Raw genomic sequence first — 20,447 nt, forward strand, 5'->3', positions numbered from 1 at the left:
ATCCACAATGACACTCACCTACCCCGAAACCGGCCTCGCTGAATCGTTCGAGATCTACCGCACGCAGAAGCCGAGCGTCACACTCGTTGTCGAACGCGAGATTACCGAACCGACGCTGTTCCGCAACTCGAACGACGACCGCGCCGAAACCCAACAGTTCGGCGACCAGCTACACGCGCAGGTGAACGGCGAGAAGTTCACGAGCAAGGAACGTCTCACCGGTCTCGACCTGCTCCGGTCGCTCGATGACGAATTCGTCGACGAGGAGTACACGTACAACGAGCCCGCGTCGCTTAAAGAGTCAATCAACGTCGGGACGCTCACGTACGGCCTCGCCGGTACCGGCGACCAGGACTTCGCGATTAAGTCCCGAGTCATCGAGGGATACACATACACGACCGACGAGTACGACCTGATGAACAAGGAGACCCGGAACGCGGTGTACGAGTCCGGGACGATGCGAACCGACGAGAATGAGCAGTCCGAGGCACTATTCGACTACGTCAAGGTCCAGCCCGGGAACTCCCTCGTCCACTTCGTCACACTCGAAGCTGCGACGGGGCCGATGCTCCTCTACGCGCTCCATAACATCCTGAATACGGGTCGATACGGAGCGCGCGAGACGCGGACAGGGCGTAACGTCCGGAATGAGATTCGCGCCGTGATCCTCGGCAAGCACGACACGTCACTCTCGACGGGTGAGCTCCTGATGGAATACCACGAGGAGGGAGCCGACATCGACGAGAGCATCGCCGACTACATCGAGGCGGTCCGTCGTGCCGACTGGGAGGTCTACGGTGAGTTCGAGGGGGTCGACGACTTCCCCGAGTGGTACGAGGACCTGAAGGCGGTCGCAGCGCGAGAGGTCGACAACGCCGACGATGTCCTCCGTGAGGAGTTCAAGCACCTCACCGAGGCGGCAATGGACGTGTTTACCGACGATGATTGAGAAGACGTACGAGGCACAGCTGTACGCTCCACTGTTTTACTCGAGCGCGGAGGGGCGCTCCGTCCGAACGCAGCCGATGCTCTCCGCGACAGCACTTATGCACGCGATCGGCTACCGATACTGCGGGCTCGAGAAGCGGTATGCACTCGTCGGGGAGGACGCGACGACTCCTTCGTACGACCACCTCCGCGACTTACCGTTGTTCGTGAGCGACATGCACCCAGTCACCGTCAAGGCTGACGAGCGAACGTTTCGGAGCACTGATTACCGCTCCGAACGACACTTCACGACGGCCGACCCGGACGTCGCTGATCAGGTAACGGGTGGGAAGTCGGTTCCGGAAATCCTCGAACGTTCAGGGGCCGGGTGGCAGACTATTCGTCGGTACCAGGGCCTCTCACCGGGCTCCACGTTCGAGTTCACTGTCTGGAGCGAAGAATCGCTTCCCACCCGACCATCGTTCCGGATGGGCATCGGACAGACCGGGGAGTTCCGGGCGACCGAATCGAGCCTCAACCAGCTCGTGCTGAACAAGTACCTCCTTGAGGAAGTCTACGACCTCCCGACGAAGACACTCACCGAGCTCTTAGAGCGAAGCGACACATTCGAGCGCGGTAACGACCCACGACTCCAGCACTTCGTCGGTGTCGACCCCGAGTACGCACGTGAGACGATCGTCCCGGAGGTGAGCTAGATGCGCGTCCGGAGCGCCGCACTCGCGACCGAACCACCTGCAGAAGGGTTCGCCGAGCGCGGTTTCGACCACGCCCGCGCGTTCCAGAACCGCGTCGCCGAGTGGGCGCACGACGACGACGCGGAACCGGTTGCCGTCCTCCGAGCACCAACTGGAGCGGGAAAGACCGCGACGTTCTACGAGGTGATCGAGGAGAACGACCTGTCACTCGTCGTCTACCCGACGAACGCGCTCTTGGACCAACAGCTCGAGCGATTCGGGGAGTGGGACGGCATCAGCGCGGAGCCCCTTAACAGCGATACGCTTGATGGACACGGGGATAACCGCGTCGAGGACCTTCTGCAGTTGACCGACTTCTACGAGGGTCACGATGTCGTCGTCACAAATCCTGACATCCTGCAGGCGATCATCCAAGACCAGTACCACGGCTCAACGAAACCGATGCAGTTCTTCGACCGCTTCGACGCAGTCGTCTACGATGAATTCCACTTCTACGACGACTTGGCCGCAAGTGGGCTGCTCCTGCAGACCCACGTCATGCACAACCGGCGTGGAACGAACGTCCTCCTCGCATCCGCGACGCCGAACGAGTCGTTCGTCGGGTTCGTCCAGGATGAGCTCTCGCTTCCCGTCCGAGATATCGCCGCGGAGTACGTCCAGGACGGCGATCAGTTCCGCCGTCCAGTGACCGTGAACAGACACGAAGGGCGAGTGATCGACGAAGAGCGCGAGACGGTCGCAGAGCGTCTCCGCGAACTCATCGAGGATGCCGACGATTTCGGCGAGCCACAAGTCGCGCTCGTGTTCAACAGCGTCGCGGCGAGTAACGACTTCCACGCGTACCTCGCCGAGGAGTTCCCCGACGTGTTCGAACACGTCGCGAAGGACAACGGGTTCGACACAAACGACCCGGACGCGAGCCTCGAGTCCCAGGACTTCTTCGTCCTCAACACGACGAGCAAAGGCGAAGTCGGACTAGATTACGATATCCGGACGCTGTTCATGGAGACACCGCCGACGCCGAGCGCGTTCCTCCAACGGTTCGGTCGCGCCGGCCGGGAGTACGAGGCGACTGTCCACGTGTTCGGACTCGGAGATATGGCGTGGCCGGACGAGACGCGGTATCCCGACTTCGCTGCGTCAATCTACGACGCGCTCGGAACGCATCGAAGCCGAGATGAGGAAATTGCGGCGCTCCGAAGCCTCGTCGGGATGCGCGCGGCGTACGCGATCCACTCGCGGATGACTGAGGACGAGTGGTTCGGAGCGGAACTGTTCGCGGATTTCGAGTCTGTCTCCGAGTACGGGAAGTGGCGTGCATTCTTCCGTGCGGTCGATTCTACCTTGGAGGGCGCCGGTGAGTTCGGGTCGCCGGTTATGCAGAACAGCGCCACGCGGAAGATTCTCGACTTCGCGCGACACTGCTGCGGGGCCCTCGAGAGCCTCCGCGGTCGCTCGCTACCCGTCGACATCAAGTATCCGCGAGGCGATCGGCGTGCGCTCACGTCGTACGACCTCCTGACGACGCTCCGGTACTACGATATTGAGGACATAGAGTCCGACGGGACACTGGTCGTCGATCGTCGAGAGTCAACACAACCGGTCGCAATCACCGCCCGATTCCCTGGCTACGAGAATCGACCGCGAGACTACAGCGGGTCCAACAGCGAGATCGAGCAGATGTTCTCCCGGTGGATCTACCCGGAAATCGAGGAAGCCGATTTCGCTGAGACGGAAGTCGACGAGGGCGTGCTCCGACAGTTCTTCTCCGACCTCTCGCTTCCGAAGGCGGTGATGCCGATCGAGGTCCGATACGGCCAGTACGTCGCGTACGTGGAACCGGACGGAATCACATCCGTCGACGTCGAGCGCCGCTAAATATGAACGAAGAGCTAATCAACGCCTCCGATCTGAACCAGTACAGTTACTGCCCCCGTCGCTACTGGTACCTCCACTTCTTCGACACGCAGGGAACCAACTACGAGCGCACCGAGGGGACGTCCCTTCACGACTCGAAATCAGAGCGTGGCGGGTGGGTCGACGAACTCTACCTCGAAGACGAGGACATCGGCCTCAAGGGGAAAATCGACGTCCTCGAACTCCATGACGATCTGATCCCGATTGAGCGGAAACGCGCAGAGGGAGGGGACTACTACCGGAGCGATGAACTCCAACTCGCCGGGTACTGTCTCCTACTGGAGTCATATCTGGGAGAGCCGGTTCGGGAGGGTGCGATCTACCTCTACGAGACTGACCAGCGCATGCACGTACGGATCACCGACGACCTCCGCAATGCGGTTCGTGACCGGATCAAGGAGATGCGCGCGATGTCTCCGGACGATGTCCCACCGATAACCGATAACCCTGAGAAGTGTACCGCCTGCTCGGTTCGGTCGTACTGTCTCCCCGAAGAGACGTTACAGCTGGAACCCGACCGTATGCCGAGTAAAGAGTGGGAGGAGTACGTATGAAAGACAGCCAAGGGGCGTTCGAGGACTCGGTCGTCTACGTCACGACGCAGGGAACGCAAGTCCGGACGGACGGCGGGCAGATCGTCGTCTACGACGTTGAGGGCGACGATGGAGAGCTCGCGAGGTTCCCCGTGAAAAAGCTTGAGACGATCAACGTCTTTGGCGGGGTGAACTTCTCGACGCCGTTCGTCGCAGAGGCGAACGAGCACGGAATCGTCCTGAACTACTTCACGCAGAACGGGAAGTATCGCGGGAGTTTCGTCCCGGAGCGGAACACGATTGCGGAGGTCCGCCGTGCACAGTACGCGCTCGACGACGAGACCGAGCTCGGCATCGCGAAGGCGATGATCGCCGCGAAGATTCGGAACGCGCGCACCCTCCTCTCTCGCAAGGGCGTCACAGGAACTGACGTCCTCGCCGATCTCGGCGAGCGCGTCTCGACCGCGACGAACGCGGACGACCTCCGTGGTATCGAAGGGGAGGCAGCAGGCCGATACTTCGCTCGGCTCGACGAGACGCTCGTCGACGGCTGGACGTTCGAGAAGCGAACGAAACGCCCGCCCGAGGATCACATCAACTCGCTCCTCTCGCTGACGTACGTGATGATGAAGAACGAGGTGTTGAGCGCGCTTCGTGCGTACAACCTCGATCCCTTCCTCGGAGTGTTACACGCGGACCGACACGGACGCCCGTCGCTCGCGCTCGACCTGCAGGAGGAATTCCGACCGCTGTTCTGTGACTCCTTCGTGACGCGCCTCGTGAACCGGGGAGCGATCACGCACAGCGAGTTCCGCGACGACAATCGACTCACGGACGACGCGTTCCAGACGTATCTCGGAAAGTTCGACGATTACATGGACGAGACACTGACCCATCCCCACTTCGGGTACGAGGTGACGCGACGCAAAGCCATCCGACAGCAGGCGATCCTTCTCCGAAAAACGATCACCGGGGAGATGGACGACTATCACGCACTGGAGGTCGTCCGATGAGGCTCGCAGTAACGTACGACGTTCACGACGATGCGAACCGACGACGCGTCTATCGAACGCTCGAAAGCTACGGCGCGTGGAAACAGTACAGCGTATTCGAGCTTGACGTCTCGGAATCAGAACGCGTCGAACTCGAGGACAAACTCGAATCGCACATCGAACCCGCTGACGGAGACCGAGTCCGCCTCTATCGGCTTTGTAACTCCTGTCTCGGCGCGACGACCGATCTCGGATCGGACCCACCGGATGAACAATCGAACGTCATCTAAACCACCCTTCGTGGACCTTTTTGAAGGCCGTGTACAGCAGGGGTCCACGAAACGTGGGCCGTCTCTCGCCATCGGAGAGAAAACTATAGGTGCTATGCGCGAGAGAATTCCCCCTGTCGCAATGCGGTAGAAACCCAGAACGGGATTGAAACTCGAACTCCCACGACGTCGGCGGGAGACCGGTCACCGTCGCAATGCGGTAGAAACCCAGAACGGGATTGAAACAGTTCGACGTTCTCGACGACGGCGGCGTCGCGGTCGCCGGGTCGCAATGCGGTAGAAACCCAGAACGGGATTGAAACGGATCGTCGTGCTCGCCGCCGTCCAAGCCGGCGTGCGTCGCAATGCGGTAGAAACCCAGAACGGGATTGAAACGAAGATCCGCCGCGCGAACCTCGCCAGTCTGCCCGTTGTCGCAATGCGGTAGAAACCCAGAACGGGATTGAAACAGGCGGCGGGGGCCATCGGCGGTGAGGATGAGGTCGCAATGCGGTAGAAACCCAGAACGGGATTGAAACCTCGTTGACCGTGGAGAGGTTCCGGGGTTCGTTCGGTCGCAATGCGGTAGAAACCCAGAACGGGATTGAAACAAGATTGGCTCGGACTTGAGCGCACCAAGGTCTTTGATGTCGCAATGCGGTAGAAACCCAGAACGGGATTGAAACCCCGAGGGGTCCCGGCCAAGGACTTCCTCCCTCGGGTCGCAATGCGGTAGAAACCCAGAACGGGATTGAAACAGTTCCCAGACTTGGACAATATCGGTACGTGCGGCGTGTCGCAATGCGGTAGAAACCCAGAACGGGATTGAAACTAGGACGTGTTTATCTGCTGGTTTTTGGCTTGTTGGGTCGCAATGCGGTAGAAACCCAGAACGGGATTGAAACTTTGCCCAGTAGTTCGCGACGGCGATTTCGGCCGCGCTGTCGCAATGCGGTAGAAACCCAGAACGGGATTGAAACAACTCGCAGGCAGTCTTCGAGATCGAACCGCGCGACAGTCGCAATGCGGTAGAAACCCAGAACGGGATTGAAACCGACGAGCCTCTCACTCGACGGCTTCAGCATCAGCTGTCGCAATGCGGTAGAAACCCAGAACGGGATTGAAACACGAGAGCGAGCGAGACAGAGTGCTCACGCGCGCTGTCGCAATGCGGTAGAAACCCAGAACGGGATTGAAACAGGTACTGGACGCCGATGACCGCGTCGACGCTCGTGTCGCAATGCGGTAGAAACCCAGAACGGGATTGAAACACGCAGAAAGTATGGGATTCTCGACGCGCACTCGGTCGCAATGCGGTAGAAACCCAGAACGGGATTGAAACAAGCGTTCGCCTTCGGTTGCCCACACCCAGCAGGTCGCAATGCGGTAGAAACCCAGAACGGGATTGAAACTTAGACGAGTCGGACGGGGTGGATTTGGCGACCCGTCGCAATGCGGTAGAAACCCAGAACGGGATTGAAACCTTGATCTCGGATTTGCGCTCATGCCGAGCGCTTACTACGAGTCGCAATGCGGTAGAAACCCAGAACGGGATTGAAACTCGAACACCGGATTTCCGTCCTCTGGGTCCGTGATGTCGCAATGCGGTAGAAACCCAGAACGGGATTGAAACCTGGGCGAACGTGATTTTGGTCGGGAACGGCGTCGCGCCGTCGCAATGCGGTAGAAACCCAGAACGGGATTGAAACCTGCCGGCGTCGTCGAGCCAGCCGCTGCCGGTCGGGTCGCAATGCGGTAGAAACCCAGAACGGGATTGAAACTCGTCGCCGATACCCGAGTCCATGATTGTGGTTTCGGTCGCAATGCGGTAGAAACCCAGAACGGGATTGAAACTTGGAATGATAGCGGTTGAGGAGATTCAGAACGAACGTCGCAATGCGGTAGAAACCCAGAACGGGATTGAAACTCCTCGTCCCAGTGGACGTCGACCGCGTAGCTCGCGTCGCAATGCGGTAGAAACCCAGAACGGGATTGAAACCTCATCGCGAGTTCCACGAGCTCCGACGCCATGTCGCAATGCGGTAGAAACCCAGAACGGGATTGAAACTACTCGCGGATGAGGTCCTCGACGGCGAGATGCGCCTGTCGCAATGCGGTAGAAACCCAGAACGGGATTGAAACTGTACTCACTCCACTCTACGGACTCAATTAGTTGCGTCGCAATGCGGTAGAAACCCAGAACGGGATTGAAACTGGTTGGAGTATGGTATTTGGCGACGGCATCAACGAGTCGCAATGCGGTAGAAACCCAGAACGGGATTGAAACCAGGCGACGGTTCCGGCAGACTCACACGCTACTGTGTCGCAATGCGGTAGAAACCCAGAACGGGATTGAAACACGTTGCCGGCGACGTCGACGAGACGAGCGACATCGGGTCGCAATGCGGTAGAAACCCAGAACGGGATTGAAACACTTACTACTGAGAGGACGCGCGACGCGGACCGCAACGTCGCAATGCGGTAGAAACCCAGAACGGGATTGAAACCAGTGGAGTTGGGTCAGTCCGGCGGCGTGCGCTCGGTCGCAATGCGGTAGAAACCCAGAACGGGATTGAAACGTAGCCAAGATAGAGTTTCGGCGCGCTCTTATTCACGTCGCAATGCGGTAGAAACCCAGAACGGGATTGAAACTACGAGTCGACGGCTGACCGGCTGCACGCACGGAAGTCGCAATGCGGTAGAAACCCAGAACGGGATTGAAACACGGCGAGTGAGCGGACGGAACCGCGACCTTTTCGGGTCGCAATGCGGTAGAAACCCAGAACGGGATTGAAACGTACCCTGGCGAGAAGGCCCGCGAACGCTTCGATGTAGTCGCAATGCGGTAGAAACCCAGAACGGGATTGAAACGTCTTTACTGGTGTGGCTAACGTCGTCCATTTCGTCGCAATGCGGTAGAAACCCAGAACGGGATTGAAACAAGGACGGGAGTATCTTCGACGCGTGGACGACGGGTCGCAATGCGGTAGAAACCCAGAACGGGATTGAAACCGGCCGTGCTCGCGGTGCTCCTGGCCGTCGTCGTGTCGCAATGCGGTAGAAACCCAGAACGGGATTGAAACGTGGTGGGACGGCGGCGTCATCAGGACGTTCCCGGTCGCAATGCGGTAGAAACCCAGACGGTGTTCTGATCGGCAATCAATCAGAGCTTCGGAAACGGTGGCGGGAGTCCTCAACCATCAACCAAAATCACACTCAGACCCAGTCAGGCGTTGGTTAAGACGCTGAGAACTAGCCACGCGCTGTTTTGTCACCCCGAGAAAGGTGAGGGGTCCAGCAGAGCAGCGCGTTCGAGGGATTCCTCGTGATCAGGATGGCTTCGAGAGAGATCTACGCGAACGGCTTCGACGAGGACGTCCAGACTGACGACCAGACGAATGGCTGCCCGGAGTGCGGTGGGCGAGTCGAGACGAACACAGTAGAGACAGTCTGCGAGGAGTGCGGACTCGTCCTGACGGAGCACGCAATTGACCATAGCGGGGAGCCGGTGTACGAGGAGGGGACGGAGCGAACAGGTGCCCCACTCACGACGGCGCGCCACGACCGTGGACTCTCGACGACGATCGGGTGGAAGCGCGACGCAAACGGGAACAGACTCTCCACAAAGAAGCGTCGGCAACTCGGACGGCTACGTCGCGAGCAAAAACGGGGTCGGTTCCGTTCCAAACAGGAGCGAAACCTGAGCCACGGACTCGGAGAGGTACAGCGAGTCGCGAGCGTCCTCGACGTCGACAATTCGCTCCAGGAGCAGGCGTGCCAGCTCTTCCGGAGCGCCCACTCCGAGGGACTCCTCCCAGGGCGGTCAATCGAGGCGGTGGCAGCGGCGAGCGTCTACGCCGCCTGCCGGTGCAACGGCCGAACCCTTCCACTCGCGGACGTCGTCGAGGCCGCACGCGTCGGTGAGAATCGCGTGACCAACGCCTACGCGACGCTGAACGAGGAACTCGGACTGCCGGCGCAGCCCATGCAGCCTCATGCGTATCTCCCACGTCTCGCCTCCAATCTCGACGTTCCAGACGAGATTCGGCGACAGGCACGGATGCTCGCAGAACGCGCCGAGGCCAAATCTCTCGTGCAGGGGGTGTCGCCACCGGGATTCGCTGCGGCCTGCCTCTACTACGTAGCTCAGGAGAGCGAGTATCGACTTACACAGGCTGCAGTCGCGGACGCCGCAGGCGTCACGACAACCACGATTCGGACGCATCGTGAGACGCTCCGGAGCGAACTCCAGTAGTCCGAATCTAATTCTGTAGTTAGGCGGGGGAATACTGCGTCAAGGCGTAGAAGCAGCCAAATACGAATAGAGCGAACAAGGGGAGCAACGATGCTCCCGGAAGAGTTCCCCGCAGATCACGAGAAGTTCGTGACGTGGCAGACGGAGTGCTGGAAGTGTGGTGAGGACACGCCGGTTGTGTGGCCCCGCAACGACCATCTGGATACACCACTGGGAGCATTGCTCGCGGAGTATGAAACGCCAGTCGAGCGAGTATATAGTAGGACCCTTGAGAAGCGAGTCTGGGGCAACGTCTGTCAGCACTGTCGTGCCTACCAGGGGAATCACTATCTCCAGCAGGAGGCCGCGGAGATCCAGCCCCCACGCGTTGACTGCCCGAACTGCGGAGAAAAACACGAGTGGTACCCCGATGAGGGGCTTGGAGCGGCGTTCGGGCAAGGCTGGGTGAACTGTCCCGAGTACGGTGACGTTCCGGTTGGTGACCCGCGAGAATGAGGCATCGGCCGGGAACACAGATATGGATACGCAGTCCAGCAGATACGAATCCAATTTGCAATCAGAGTACCACCAACCCAGATATATCTGTAGAGGCGAGCGAACAGATCGTGTGACGCGAGACCCTGATCGCCGTCGCGACGAGGACGCATTTCGGCCCAGAGGCGAAGCGACCCGAGAACCGGACCACGTCCTCGAACAAGACGGCGACCCACGCGATCGGTTAGCGGGGACCGACTATCCCGAGACACAGGAGTCGCCGTCGACGTGCCCCGGCTGTGGCCAGTTCGTCCCGCCAGCGTGTGAGACGTGTCGGTCGTGCCGCCACGAGCGCACTACAAGAGACGAGGCGAACCAGGACGACGGAGAGGTGAAGATGGAGTTCCTCCATCTCGTCTTCACGGTCGTCGCGGCCCGCACAGAGACGGCGGCGCTCGCGAAGGGAACCGCCGCGCACTCACTCCTCGTCGCAAAGGGCGACACCGCGGTCCACGAGTGCGAGCTCGTCGCCGATGGTGATGGCTCGCCGTCGCGAACGCTCACCAAGCGATGGGGTGACCTGCCCGACGTCGTCCAAGTGGAGAGCGACGTCGGCGAACGCCTACTTCACGAAGCGTGTAGCCGAACGCAGTGGGGGGATGATGCGGACTCAGGCGGACACGCGACGTACCTCTACGACCATGCCGGGGACGCGATCGACTCGCGGCAGCGACTCAGCATGGTGCATGAGCAAGCAGAGGATGCTCTCTGGCTCGTCCCCGCGCTCGCACTCAAACAGCCGTCGCGTCCCGATGATGCAGGGCAGCGGTCGTCCGCAACGCCGACACGGGAGACACTCATGTGTCAACGTTGTGAGTGTGAGACCCTACATCGCTTCGACGGCGTCGAACCCAGTCCAGCCGAACAGTGGGCTGGGCAGCCAATCTGGGACTGTCAGGTCTGTGGGACACCACGCCACGGCCCGGACCCATCGTAACTCGGAGTGCAGATAGACTTCCATCCTTCATTCCGCGAGATATGAGGTGGAACAGCCGTTAGGTAGGCGTGCGAACCTAGCGTGTGGATACACCCAGATCGCGTTAGCGTTCTCGGAGCTGAATACAGAGAGTAATTCCTCAATCTGTCTGGATTCGCTCAAACTCTCTTGCTACATTGTTGATGCCGAGTACCGTGACTGAGTCACCGCGGTCAAATGAGACGAAGTACCCTTCGTATCGTGATGCTGGGAAGATGAACACGATCTTCGTCTCAAGAATGTACACTTCTGACTCCAATCCCTTCCCATCAGCAATCTGTGTGAAATCATGAGAACAGACCAAGTTTCCCATGACCGTCTGATATGCCTCCTCAAGGGTATCCTCTGAGAACTTTCCCTCAAGGTCGTCTCGAACGTACTCCAACTGAAAGTCTACGTTTTCGAGTCGGGCGACCATGCGGAGATTTCCATCACTTGCCTCGTTCATTCGATCGGTGAAGCTTCCCATTGAGATTGAACAGATGCTGTGTTCCTATAAGTTTCAGGATATGTGGTTTGGGTATTTGAGGGCGTATCTGCACAGAATTTTGATCTGTGAATAGCGTGGTCTTCTGGTGATAACTGAAATCAAGACTACGTGAATAAATAGTAGGACTCTATCTAACGCTTAACGTCGCACCATCAGGAGTATGACGGCGGCGAGACACACCAGACGTCGAGTGTGAACCACCCCATCACAACAAAGTCCTTCGTCATAAGTCATATCTGAGATGTTTGTCGTGCGGAGAGGGGTGACGCGCGCCCCGAAGGCGTGCGTCAGACTCAAAGATGCACATGCTCATCTACGCCCTCGTAGAGGCATCGACGCGCGACGAAGCACTTGCAGCAGGCAGATCTGCGTTCGACCGACTGGTCGGCGTCGCCCCAGACGCCAACGCCGTCTTCGACTACTACGTAACGTTCGACGAGGCAGACGTCACTGGGGCGGGCAAAGCGCGGTGGGGTGAGCGGCCGGCCGCGGCGCCGATTGAGTCTGACGCCGGCGAAGACCTCCTCGAGGCTGGCTGGGAGGCGACCATCGAGGCGTTCGAACAGAACCTCACGGCTGTTCGCGAGGGCTTGGACGAACTCAACGACGAGGCGATCATGCGTGACGAGGACCTCGTCCGGCACGCCTGCCACAATCTTGGCACCTATCGCGGGCCGTCAGTCGTCCTCTACGACGAACACGGACAGGGGGTTCGGGACCGAGACCGCCTCAAGCGGATTCTCGACGGCGTCGAGTCGTGTTGGATCGTCCCCGTCGACGTCCACTACTAACGATGGCGAGCCACACGACTCGTCGACGGCCGCCGTGGCAGAAGCCAATCCCGAAAACCGCCTTCGGCTACTGTACGAGCTGTCAGACAGTGCCGGCGGACCCGGTCTACGCCGCACGTGGCGACCAGCGGTGTGCCGACTGCTACTTCGAGGACGAACTCGCGAGGACGAGCGACGTGTAGACATCCCGTGTGCAAAGTGTAAATATCTACTTTGCAACCGTTTTAGACTCTCAGAGGCAGTATTAGGAATTCGGACGATGGCGTGTTAACCAACAATTGGCAGTGGAGTCGGGACGGTGTTGGTTAAACTGGGCGGGCCGCAATCGCCGTCGTGTTTGTCGACCCCGAGAGGGGTGCGGGAGTGCCCATGTGGTGCTCTCGAACTAGACGATGAGTGGAACCTTCGACGATCACGCGACGGCACAGACCACACACCACCAGAGCGAGATTCACTATGTCGGTTCCCGGAAGCAGGGAGAGACGGTCGTGACGACCCATCCCGGTGGGGAGCGCCTCACGCCGGAGCGCAGCCTCCAGATCGCCCGCCATAGTCCGAGCGGATTCGCCGTCGGCTATCGCGGCAGCGGCCCGGCACAGCTCGCACTCGCTGTTCTCCTCGACTATACAGACAACGCGACGCTCGCTCGCGAACACTACCAGACGTTCAAAGACGAGGTCATCAGCCAACTCGAGTACGATACCGATGGCACCTGGACGCTCACTGACGCCGATATCGAACACGTCCTCCCTGAGGACGTCGCACCAACTGCCTAGCCACCTCCACTGACAATGTCCGATACGACTAATTCTTCGAGCGATGCGAGCGCCGACCAGCCGACCGAAACCCAGCACGTCGAACGTACCGACGTCGGCGTCTCGATCACTGTCCAACTCAAACGGGGCTCCGGAACGCGCGACGAGGACAAGATCAAGGGCAAAGTGAAAGCCGAGACGCTCGCCGACGCCCGAGAGGACATGGACGTCCTTCGGGAGTATCTGCATCGGCTCGCCGAGGATGCACGACAGATCCAACCAGAAGTCGGAGACGACTAAGGGCGAGCGTCAAGGACTCCGGTAGGTTTGTCGTCGCCGCGAGCGGGTGAGGCGTACATTCATGCCTGGCCAAAAGAGCGACGACGCGAGTGGTCTGACGCCGGAACAGCGACTCATACCGGAGAATCTCGACCTCCTCCGAGCGTGCATCGTCACGATTCCCGATATCGAGACCGCCTGAGCGTGTGTCGCCTACGAGAACGCGCATCAGAATCGTGAACCGATCCTTCGCTGGCTCGCACAGAGAGCGAGCGAACTTCGAGATGAGAAGTGAAGCATCACCTCCGAGTGGTCACCGACGCCGAAGCGTCCAGACGATTTCCTCGATAATCTGGTCAAGGAGTGCATCGGTGATTCGGCCCTGCCACGGATCGTCGATCGCGGCGTAGTCTGGTGGTGCTTGGATATTCGCGGCGCGTGGCGTATGGAGCGAGAGCGGGAGGATGTAGGATTGCTCGGGAGTGCCGCCCAGCTCCCAATAGTGGTCGTAGAGCGGATGCGCGACGGCGTGGTCCGTCGTTGTGAGCGTACACCCGACGAACTGCTCATCCTCGAAGGGGTGCGTTCGGGTACTGACGATGCAGAACATCCGGGAGACGCTCGTCCCCGTCTTGAACGGGTCGACCGTCCAGACGACGTCTCCCGGCTGGTAGTCACGGCCATCTGCCTGCATCAGTGGTCCGAGGACTGCTGGGCAGCACGGTTCTCGCCGGACTGCTCCTTGTTGTCCGTCTCTGAGGGGTGTAGCTGATCCGGTTGGGCGTCCGCCCACGCCTCTGCCTCCTCTTCACTCGCGATAAGAGGCCCATGCTCAAGTGTGAGTGTCGAGAGAAGATCGGAGAACCGAATCGCTTCCGCAACCCGACTTAGGTCACGGGTGAGCGCCCAATGGTGCTTGCGGTGCCGAACGAGCCCTCTCTCCTTGAGCCGTGAGAGGTTCGACCCGACCGTGTTCGGATTGCGGTCGATCGCGGTCGCGATTTCACTCCGAGTGAACGCGGCATCGCGGTTCTCAAGGAGAAACTCGATGATGAGTTCAGCGGTCGTCCGCTCCGCTTCCTCGCCGTCTTCAAACTCCTCGATATCGATCGGCATACCGACTAGTACTGTGTGGTGGTGGATAAGTGTGCGGGTGAATGGGTGTGCTGACTTCACGGGTCAGTTTATACAGAATCGAGGAGAATACCTGACCCTTTAGGGTCAGGATGAATCCGACAACTCCCCCACAGTCCACCGTCAATAGCCGAGTCGGATATTCCACCGTCCCCAATCCGAATCTTTACAAGAAGTATGAGTATAATTGATTATACAGGCGTCCAAAGGATGCTGGAAGTCCATCGCACCCACCGAGCGAGAATCCGCAACCATACACAGGTAGCGGACTCGCTCGACCGGCACGGATGGAGTGCCAGCAAACTCTGGAACGTCGCCAACTATCACTCCCGGCAAGTCTGGGAGGAGACGGGCGAGATTCCCGACCACGCTGACCTCAAAGACGAGTTGAAGACTCACTCCAAATACAAGGGGCTGCATAGTCAGTCCAGTCAGCGCGTTCTGGAGGAACTCGCTGAAGCCTTCAACTCGTGGTACGGCAAGAGGACATCCGACGATCGGGCGAATCCGCCCGGCTACCGCAAGAAAAACTACTACGACGACCACGGTCGTCGCGTCCACGAGGAACACCCGCGCAGCACAGTGACGTGGAAGCAGAACGGCATCCGGCACGACACGAAGAACAACCGTGTTCGGCTCTCGAAAGGGGCGAATCACAAGGAACACCCGAAAGCGTGGGAATACATCCTCGTCGAGTACGAGACCCGCCCCGGCGTCACCGTTGAGAACCTGCAACAAGTTCGCGCTGTCTACGACACGGCAAAGGGTCGATGGGAACTGCACCTCGTCTGCAAAGACGAGATCGAGACGCCCACCGCTCCCGGTACCGAGACGGCTGGTGTTGACCTCGGCATCTGCAACTTCGCGGCAGTCGCATACAGCACCGAGAACGCTGACTTGTACCCCGGAAATCGCTTGAAACAGGACGGCTACTACTTCCCGAAGGAGATCGCTAAGTGCGATGATTCGGGTGGAGAGCGAGCCACCCGATTGCACAAGAAGTGGTCGGAGCGCCGAACTCACTTCTTCCACTCGTTGGCGACACACATCGTCGAGCGGTGTGTCGAGAAGGGGGTTGGCCGCATCAACGTCGGAGCACTCACGGGTGTCCGCGAGGACGAAGACGGTGCGTCGAAGAACTGGGGTCGGCACGGGAACCTCGACCTGCACGGATGGGCGTTCGACCGCTTCACCAACATCCTCACCTACAAGGCGAAAGTCGAGGGCATCGACGTCGTAGAAGTGTCCGAGCGCGACACGAGCAAGACGTGTTGCGTCTGCGGGAGAGCAGACGACAGTCAGCGTGTCGAACGTGGGTTGTACGTGTGTGAAACGTGTGATGCGGCGTTCAACGCTGACGTGAACGGGGCGGAAAACATCCGTCTCGACATTAATCAAAGTAACTCCGAGTCTTCGGCCAGTTTGGACGAGGATAGGAGTACCGGCTGGTTGGCACAGCCCGCAGTCTTCCTTCACGACCTCTCCCGAGGATTCCAACCTCGGGCAGAGGTGGTAGACTGCAAACCCTAATATCCCAACCCAGCGGTGCGGTGCCGTGGGATTCCTCCGCGTTCACGCGGAGGAGGATGTCAATGAGCCACCCGAGAGGGTGGAGGCATTCAATGATGAACGACACACCAAACCTAGAAGTCCACCATCAAGCAGCGTTCAGTGACGATGGCGAACTCGAAGTCCAGGAGTCGAGCGTCGAAACGTCTCTCGAGGATTTCGGCGCCGACGTCGACCATCGCGACCGTGAGTCACGACGCGATCAGCCCGAGGCCAGCGACTTCGGCGTTGACGACCGCCCCGACGTACAGGATTCAAGTGAGGATGACGAGCAGGCCGCACTCTTCCCCGATACCAACGACGACCAGCGGACACTTACCGGCGAAAACGCCGCAACACGCTGCCTCTTCGACGACTAACTGCGACTACCCGACATGGACAGTTAGTGAGAGAGAGAAAAGCTACTCGCTGAGCGCGTCGGCAATCGCTTCGAGTTCGCCCTTCCGGAATGCCCGACCGATCTCATTCGTCGCATCATCGTCGCGTTCATCGATCCTCGCGAGGATACCAGCGCGCATCTGTGCTGTCGGCGGCAGCGAGTTGGCGTCGATCTCGTAGCCGACGGCATCGCAGATGGCGGCGAGGTCCTCTTTCGTGAACGCCGCCGGAATCTCTCACTCTCGTCAGCCTATCACCGTCAATGGTGGAGGTATCGGTACCCGAACGCGCCACGCTGCAAGTCGAGGTCGACACTCGCGATAACTTGGAAGCCGAGGCCGAGCAGGTGCGTCGGCTCGACCTCGTAGCGTTCGCGGTGCGAGTGACCACTGAGCGCGGCGAAGGGTGTGTGCTCGCGGAGTGCGAGGGTGAGCGCGATCGAACCGACGTGGTAGCCGTCGAGGTCACGCTCGCGCGTTCCGATCGAGTGGTGCTCGTCGAGGGCGGTGTTGTACGGGGGGACGTGCGTGACGACGAGCGTCGGGTCCGTCGGTGCCCCGAAGAGTGTCGACAGGCGCTGATACGCCGTCCGAAGGTGGTTCCACTGCTGGGCGAACGTCGGTCGGTTCGCCCGCTCGATGCCGAGGCGATCGGCCGCTTCGCGTGCCTGCTCACGGGGGCTCTCAGCATCGTTCTCGACGAGGAGGTCGTACGCGACGTCCTCGAGGGTCGAGGATGCTTGATCGAGCGCGTACTGGTCGGACTCTGTCCCGTCACCGGGGTCGAGGGCTGGGAACTGAGTGAGTTCGATCTCGGGTGCGAACGTCGTCGTCTCGAGACCCCAGCCAACGACGGTGAGCGTCTCGTCATCCGTCTCGATGGTCGCGTGGGTCTCGTGCACGAGTGTGGCGTCGAGACCGTCGAGGAGGGTGTCGTACGCCGGAAGCGGGTCGTGGTTGCCTGGAACGCAGAACACCGGTGGATCCGCGGCGTCGAGACGGGCGAGGAACTCGTGCCCGGTGTCGAGGCTCTCCGCGTCGGTTCGGTGGACGACGTCGCCGGCGACGATGATCGCGTCGACCGATGCGGGGACCGTGAGGCTGTCGTAGTCGACGGCGTCGCCGGTCGGCTTGATGTGCGCATCGCCGAACGCCAGTACCTCCATGCGTGCTCTGGTGGGCGGGTTCGGATGAATCTACGGGTGTGATCCAGAATACCCGGGACCGGTCTGGGTGAAACAACGCTACACATGGACGTAGATTGCCTTGACGATCGCGAGGTGGTTTTGCCCCACCTGCGGTTAGCGTACGCCGAGTACCCCCTGGGCATCCACGGGATATATGGATCGAGTCGTGTAACTGATGCCCATGACTCGATGGAGTGCCGATACTCCCCGAACGCCCGACCTCTCGACGGTGGCGAGTCCCGACCACCGATCGATCGACCACGGTGACCTCTCGAAGGAGGACCGTCTCGGACGAGGCGGGAACGCTGATGTCTTTCGCGTGTCACTGGCGGGCAGCGAGACGCCGGCCGCGCTCAAGGAGCCGCGGCTCCAGCAAACGATAACCGAAGAGACGTTTCGCGCGTTCAACCAGGAGGCCAAACGGTGGTCGAAGATCGACGACCACGAGCACGTCGTTGGCGTCGTCGACTGGGGAAGTCGACCGGTGCCGTGGATCGCGCTTGAGTACATGGACGGCGGAAGTCTCCGCGCTCGCTTCGACGAGGCCGAGACGTCGCTTGACCTTGCGGAGGCGCTCTGGATCGGAATCTGTCTCTGTCGCGCCGTCCGCTACGCGCATCGACACGGTATCGCACACCTCGACCTCAAGCCGTCGAACGTCCTTTTTCGCGAGACGGCCGCGGGGACGTGGGACGTCCCGAAGGTGACCGACTGGGGGCTGGCGACCTTCCTGACCGAGCACTCCGGAAGCATCGACGGCCTCTCCCCGGCGTACGCGGCACCGGAGCAGTTCGACACCGACGAGTACGGCGACCCGAGCGACTTCACGGACATCTACCAGCTCGGCTGCGTCCTCTTCGAATGCCTCACCGGCGAGCCCCCGTTCGCGGGGAGCGGCAGTCAGTTGATGTACGCGCACCTGAACGACGAGGCGCCGGCGCCGACGGACGTCGACCCATCCGTCCCGGAGGAACTGGACCGCACGATACGGTGCGCGCTCTCGAAGCACCAGCACGACCGCCAGGAGACGGTCGTCGAGCTTCGGCGCGACCTTGAGGCGGCATTCGACCGCGTCGTCGACAAGGTGGATACCCGCGACGGGGAGGGTGGCGACTCGGAATCCGAGACTGTGCCGTTAGAGGCGGCGTCCGCACAGACGGACGTGGCGGCGACGCCCGACGACCCCTCGGCGGCGGATCGGCACACCGGAACAGTCGACTTCTTCAACGAAACCGGTGGCTACGGGTACATCACGACCGACACCGTCGACGAAGAGGTGTTCTTCCACATGGAGGATGTCGGTGGCTCGGACCTTGAGGAGGAACAGAAGGTCGAATTCGGCGTCGAAGAGGCGGAAAAGGGTCCCCGCGCAACGAACGTCACCCGCCTCAACACCGACGAGTCGGCGGCCACCGACACGACAGGGACAGCTGACGGTGCTCTCGTCGACGGCACGATCACCGGAACAGTCGACTTCTTCAACGAAACCGGTGGCTACGGGTTCATCACGACTGACGCCGTCGACGAAGAGGTGTTCTTCCACATGGACGACGTTGGCGGCCCGGACCTCGAGGAAGGACAACGAATCGGGTTCACCGTCGAAGAGGCCGATAAGGGGCCCCGCGCAACGAACGTCACCCGCCTCAACACCGACGATTCGGAAATCGAGACGGCAGGGGCGGCCGCGTCGGACGGTGCTCTCGTCGACGGCACGGTCACCGGAACGGTCGACTTCTTCAACGAAACCGGTGGCTACGGGTTCATCACGACTGACGCCGTCGACGAAGAGGTGTTCTTCCACATGGACGACGTTGGCGGACCGGATCTCGAGGAGGGGCAGAAGGTTGAGTTCACCGTCGAAGAGGCCGATAAGGGGCCCCGCACAACGAACGCCACCCGCCTCAACACCGACGAGTCGGCGGCCACCGACACGGCGGGGACAGCTGACGGTACTCTCGTCGACGGCACGGTCACTGGGACCGTCGACTCCTTCAACGATATCGAGGGGGACGGCCTCATCGTGACGGACGCCGTCGACGAGGACGTGTACTTCCAGATGGAGGACGTCGGCGGCCCGGATCTCGAGGAGGGTCAGCGAATCGAGTTCACCGTCGAGGAGAGTAAGAATGGTCCACGGGCGAAGAACATCCGTCGCCTGTGACTTCGGATCGCCTGCAGCGGCTAGTCGAGTTCGCTGACGTCGGCGAGTTGACGGGACTGTTCGAGCGCGGCGACGAGTCGCTCGAGCGAGAGTGGCCCGTAGTCAAGGAGTTCGACGGAGACGTTCACTCGTCGCTCGTCCGGGTTCACGAACGGGTAGTCGTCGGGCCAGTTGTTGTGGTGGTGGCCGTGGAGAACCCAGCTGTCGACGTTCGTCGGTGCGTCGTCCGGGTCGTGGACGCAGTAGAATCGCTTACCGCCGTACTCGAAGCGATAGTGCTCGTAGACGACGACGTCGTCGAGCGTCGTGAGGACTTCGTGGTCGTGATCCCCGACGACGAACACGATGTCGCCGTTGAGGCGCGTGATCCACCGGAGGAAAGCCTCCGCGGACCCATCGATGGTGAGGTCACCGACGAAAACGACTTCGTCGTCCGCCTCGACGCTCGCGTTCCAGTTCTCGATGAGCGCCTCGTTCATCTCTTCGACGGACTCGAACGGCCGCTCGCAGTAGTCGATGATGTTCGCGTGCCCGAAGTGGGTATCGGAGAGGACGTACACAGCTATCCCTCTCTCGTCGCCCACC

At 60.4% G+C, this 20,447-nt stretch carries 21 protein-coding genes and 1 CRISPR repeat array; of the genes, 15 read left to right on the top strand and 6 right to left on the bottom strand.

Annotated elements, in window-relative coordinates:
- Nucleotides 1-7: 7 nt before the first annotated feature.
- From cas7d to EFA46_RS15055, 9 genes are all read left to right on the top strand, one after another.
- On the top strand, nt 8-949 hold the full coding sequence (cas7d, locus tag EFA46_RS15015; RefSeq protein WP_123079026.1) for a type I-D CRISPR-associated protein Cas7/Csc2: 942 nt from the start codon (nt 8-10) through the stop codon (nt 947-949).
- Nucleotides 942-1,643: a hypothetical protein gene (locus EFA46_RS15020; RefSeq protein WP_123079028.1), complete on the top strand. Its 702-nt coding sequence runs from the start codon at nt 942-944 to the stop codon at nt 1,641-1,643. The genes cas7d and EFA46_RS15020 overlap by 8 nt, the downstream gene beginning before the upstream one ends.
- Entirely contained in the window at nt 1,644-3,521 is a 1,878-nt protein-coding gene (cas3, locus tag EFA46_RS15025) for a type I-D CRISPR-associated helicase Cas3' (protein WP_123079029.1), read from the top strand.
- Nucleotides 3,522-3,523: 2 nt separating this feature from the next.
- A complete protein-coding gene (cas4, locus tag EFA46_RS15030; protein WP_123079031.1) occupies nt 3,524-4,114 on the top strand; it encodes a CRISPR-associated protein Cas4 in 591 nt (196 codons plus the stop codon).
- Nucleotides 4,111-5,106 (top strand): CRISPR-associated endonuclease Cas1, encoded by a 996-nt coding sequence (gene cas1, locus EFA46_RS15035; RefSeq protein WP_123079033.1) that lies wholly within the window; start codon nt 4,111-4,113, stop codon nt 5,104-5,106. The genes cas4 and cas1 overlap by 4 nt, the downstream gene beginning before the upstream one ends.
- Entirely contained in the window at nt 5,103-5,375 is a 273-nt protein-coding gene (gene cas2, locus EFA46_RS15040) for a CRISPR-associated endonuclease Cas2 (protein WP_123079035.1), read from the top strand. Before cas1 ends, cas2 begins: the two co-directional genes overlap by 4 nt.
- Nucleotides 5,376-5,490: 115 nt before the next feature.
- Nucleotides 5,491-8,508: a CRISPR direct-repeat array (repeat unit 37 nt; unit sequence GTCGCAATGCGGTAGAAACCCAGAACGGGATTGAAAC).
- A gap of 180 nt (nt 8,509-8,688) precedes the next feature.
- Nucleotides 8,689-9,609 carry a transcription initiation factor IIB family protein gene (locus tag EFA46_RS15045; protein WP_123079303.1) on the top strand — a complete coding sequence of 307 codons (921 nt, stop codon included), beginning with the start codon at nt 8,689-8,691 and terminating at the stop codon, nt 9,607-9,609.
- 90 nt (nt 9,610-9,699) lie between these two features.
- Nucleotides 9,700-10,104, top strand: coding sequence for a hypothetical protein (locus EFA46_RS15050; protein ID WP_123079037.1), 405 nt, complete (start codon nt 9,700-9,702; stop codon nt 10,102-10,104).
- A 112-nt stretch (nt 10,105-10,216) separates the two neighbouring features.
- The gene (locus tag EFA46_RS15055; protein WP_123079039.1) at nt 10,217-11,080 is read left to right on the top strand and encodes a hypothetical protein; all 864 of its coding nucleotides are present in this window, start codon (nt 10,217-10,219) and stop codon (nt 11,078-11,080) included.
- 139 nt (nt 11,081-11,219) lie between these two features.
- On the opposite strand, the gene EFA46_RS15060 is transcribed toward EFA46_RS15055, so the two are convergent.
- Nucleotides 11,220-11,588 carry a hypothetical protein gene (locus EFA46_RS15060; RefSeq protein ID WP_123079041.1) on the bottom strand — a complete coding sequence of 123 codons (369 nt, stop codon included), beginning with the start codon at nt 11,586-11,588 and terminating at the stop codon, nt 11,220-11,222.
- A 320-nt stretch (nt 11,589-11,908) separates the two neighbouring features.
- Between EFA46_RS15060 and EFA46_RS15065 the strand changes: the two genes are divergently transcribed.
- From EFA46_RS15065 to EFA46_RS15075, 3 genes are all read left to right on the top strand, one after another.
- A complete protein-coding gene (locus EFA46_RS15065) occupies nt 11,909-12,400 on the top strand; it encodes a hypothetical protein (RefSeq protein WP_123079043.1) in 492 nt (163 codons plus the stop codon).
- A 392-nt stretch (nt 12,401-12,792) separates the two neighbouring features.
- Nucleotides 12,793-13,176 (top strand): DUF6166 domain-containing protein, encoded by a 384-nt coding sequence (locus EFA46_RS15070; RefSeq protein WP_123079044.1) that lies wholly within the window; start codon nt 12,793-12,795, stop codon nt 13,174-13,176.
- Between the two features lie 15 nt (nt 13,177-13,191).
- Nucleotides 13,192-13,455, top strand: coding sequence for a hypothetical protein (locus tag EFA46_RS15075; protein WP_123079046.1), 264 nt, complete (start codon nt 13,192-13,194; stop codon nt 13,453-13,455).
- 292 nt (nt 13,456-13,747) lie between these two features.
- Here EFA46_RS15075 and EFA46_RS15085 read toward each other — a convergent pair whose 3' ends face one another.
- Nucleotides 13,748-14,128: a hypothetical protein gene (locus EFA46_RS15085; RefSeq protein ID WP_123079048.1), complete on the bottom strand. Its 381-nt coding sequence runs from the start codon at nt 14,126-14,128 to the stop codon at nt 13,748-13,750.
- Nucleotides 14,128-14,550 (bottom strand): hypothetical protein, encoded by a 423-nt coding sequence (locus tag EFA46_RS15090; RefSeq protein WP_176969915.1) that lies wholly within the window; start codon nt 14,548-14,550, stop codon nt 14,128-14,130. Before EFA46_RS15090 ends, EFA46_RS15085 begins: the two co-directional genes overlap by 1 nt.
- A gap of 228 nt (nt 14,551-14,778) precedes the next feature.
- On the opposite strand from EFA46_RS15090, the gene EFA46_RS15095 reads away from it, so the two are divergent.
- On the top strand, nt 14,779-16,098 hold the full coding sequence (locus tag EFA46_RS15095) for an RNA-guided endonuclease TnpB family protein (RefSeq protein WP_123079050.1): 1,320 nt from the start codon (nt 14,779-14,781) through the stop codon (nt 16,096-16,098).
- Nucleotides 16,099-16,193: 95 nt separating this feature from the next.
- Nucleotides 16,194-16,496 carry a hypothetical protein gene (locus tag EFA46_RS15100; RefSeq protein WP_123079305.1) on the top strand — a complete coding sequence of 101 codons (303 nt, stop codon included), beginning with the start codon at nt 16,194-16,196 and terminating at the stop codon, nt 16,494-16,496.
- Between the two features lie 42 nt (nt 16,497-16,538).
- Here EFA46_RS15100 and EFA46_RS15105 read toward each other — a convergent pair whose 3' ends face one another.
- Nucleotides 16,539-16,748, bottom strand: coding sequence for a hypothetical protein (locus EFA46_RS15105; RefSeq protein ID WP_123079052.1), 210 nt, complete (start codon nt 16,746-16,748; stop codon nt 16,539-16,541).
- Nucleotides 16,749-16,774: 26 nt separating this feature from the next.
- Entirely contained in the window at nt 16,775-17,680 is a 906-nt protein-coding gene (locus EFA46_RS15110; protein WP_123079054.1) for a metallophosphoesterase, read from the bottom strand.
- Between the two features lie 202 nt (nt 17,681-17,882).
- Here EFA46_RS15110 and EFA46_RS15115 point away from each other — a divergent pair, with 202 nt between their 5' ends.
- Entirely contained in the window at nt 17,883-19,862 is a 1,980-nt protein-coding gene (locus tag EFA46_RS15115; protein WP_158604301.1) for a cold shock domain-containing protein, read from the top strand.
- A 20-nt stretch (nt 19,863-19,882) separates the two neighbouring features.
- On the opposite strand, the gene EFA46_RS15120 is transcribed toward EFA46_RS15115, so the two are convergent.
- Entirely contained in the window at nt 19,883-20,422 is a 540-nt protein-coding gene (locus EFA46_RS15120) for a metallophosphoesterase family protein (protein ID WP_123079058.1), read from the bottom strand.
- Nucleotides 20,423-20,447: the final 25 nt, after the last annotated feature.

Origin of the sequence: Halarchaeum sp. CBA1220, assembly GCF_003721175.2 — an archaeon.
In the GTDB taxonomy this organism is placed as follows: Archaea; Halobacteriota; Halobacteria; order Halobacteriales; family Halobacteriaceae; genus Halarchaeum; species Halarchaeum grantii.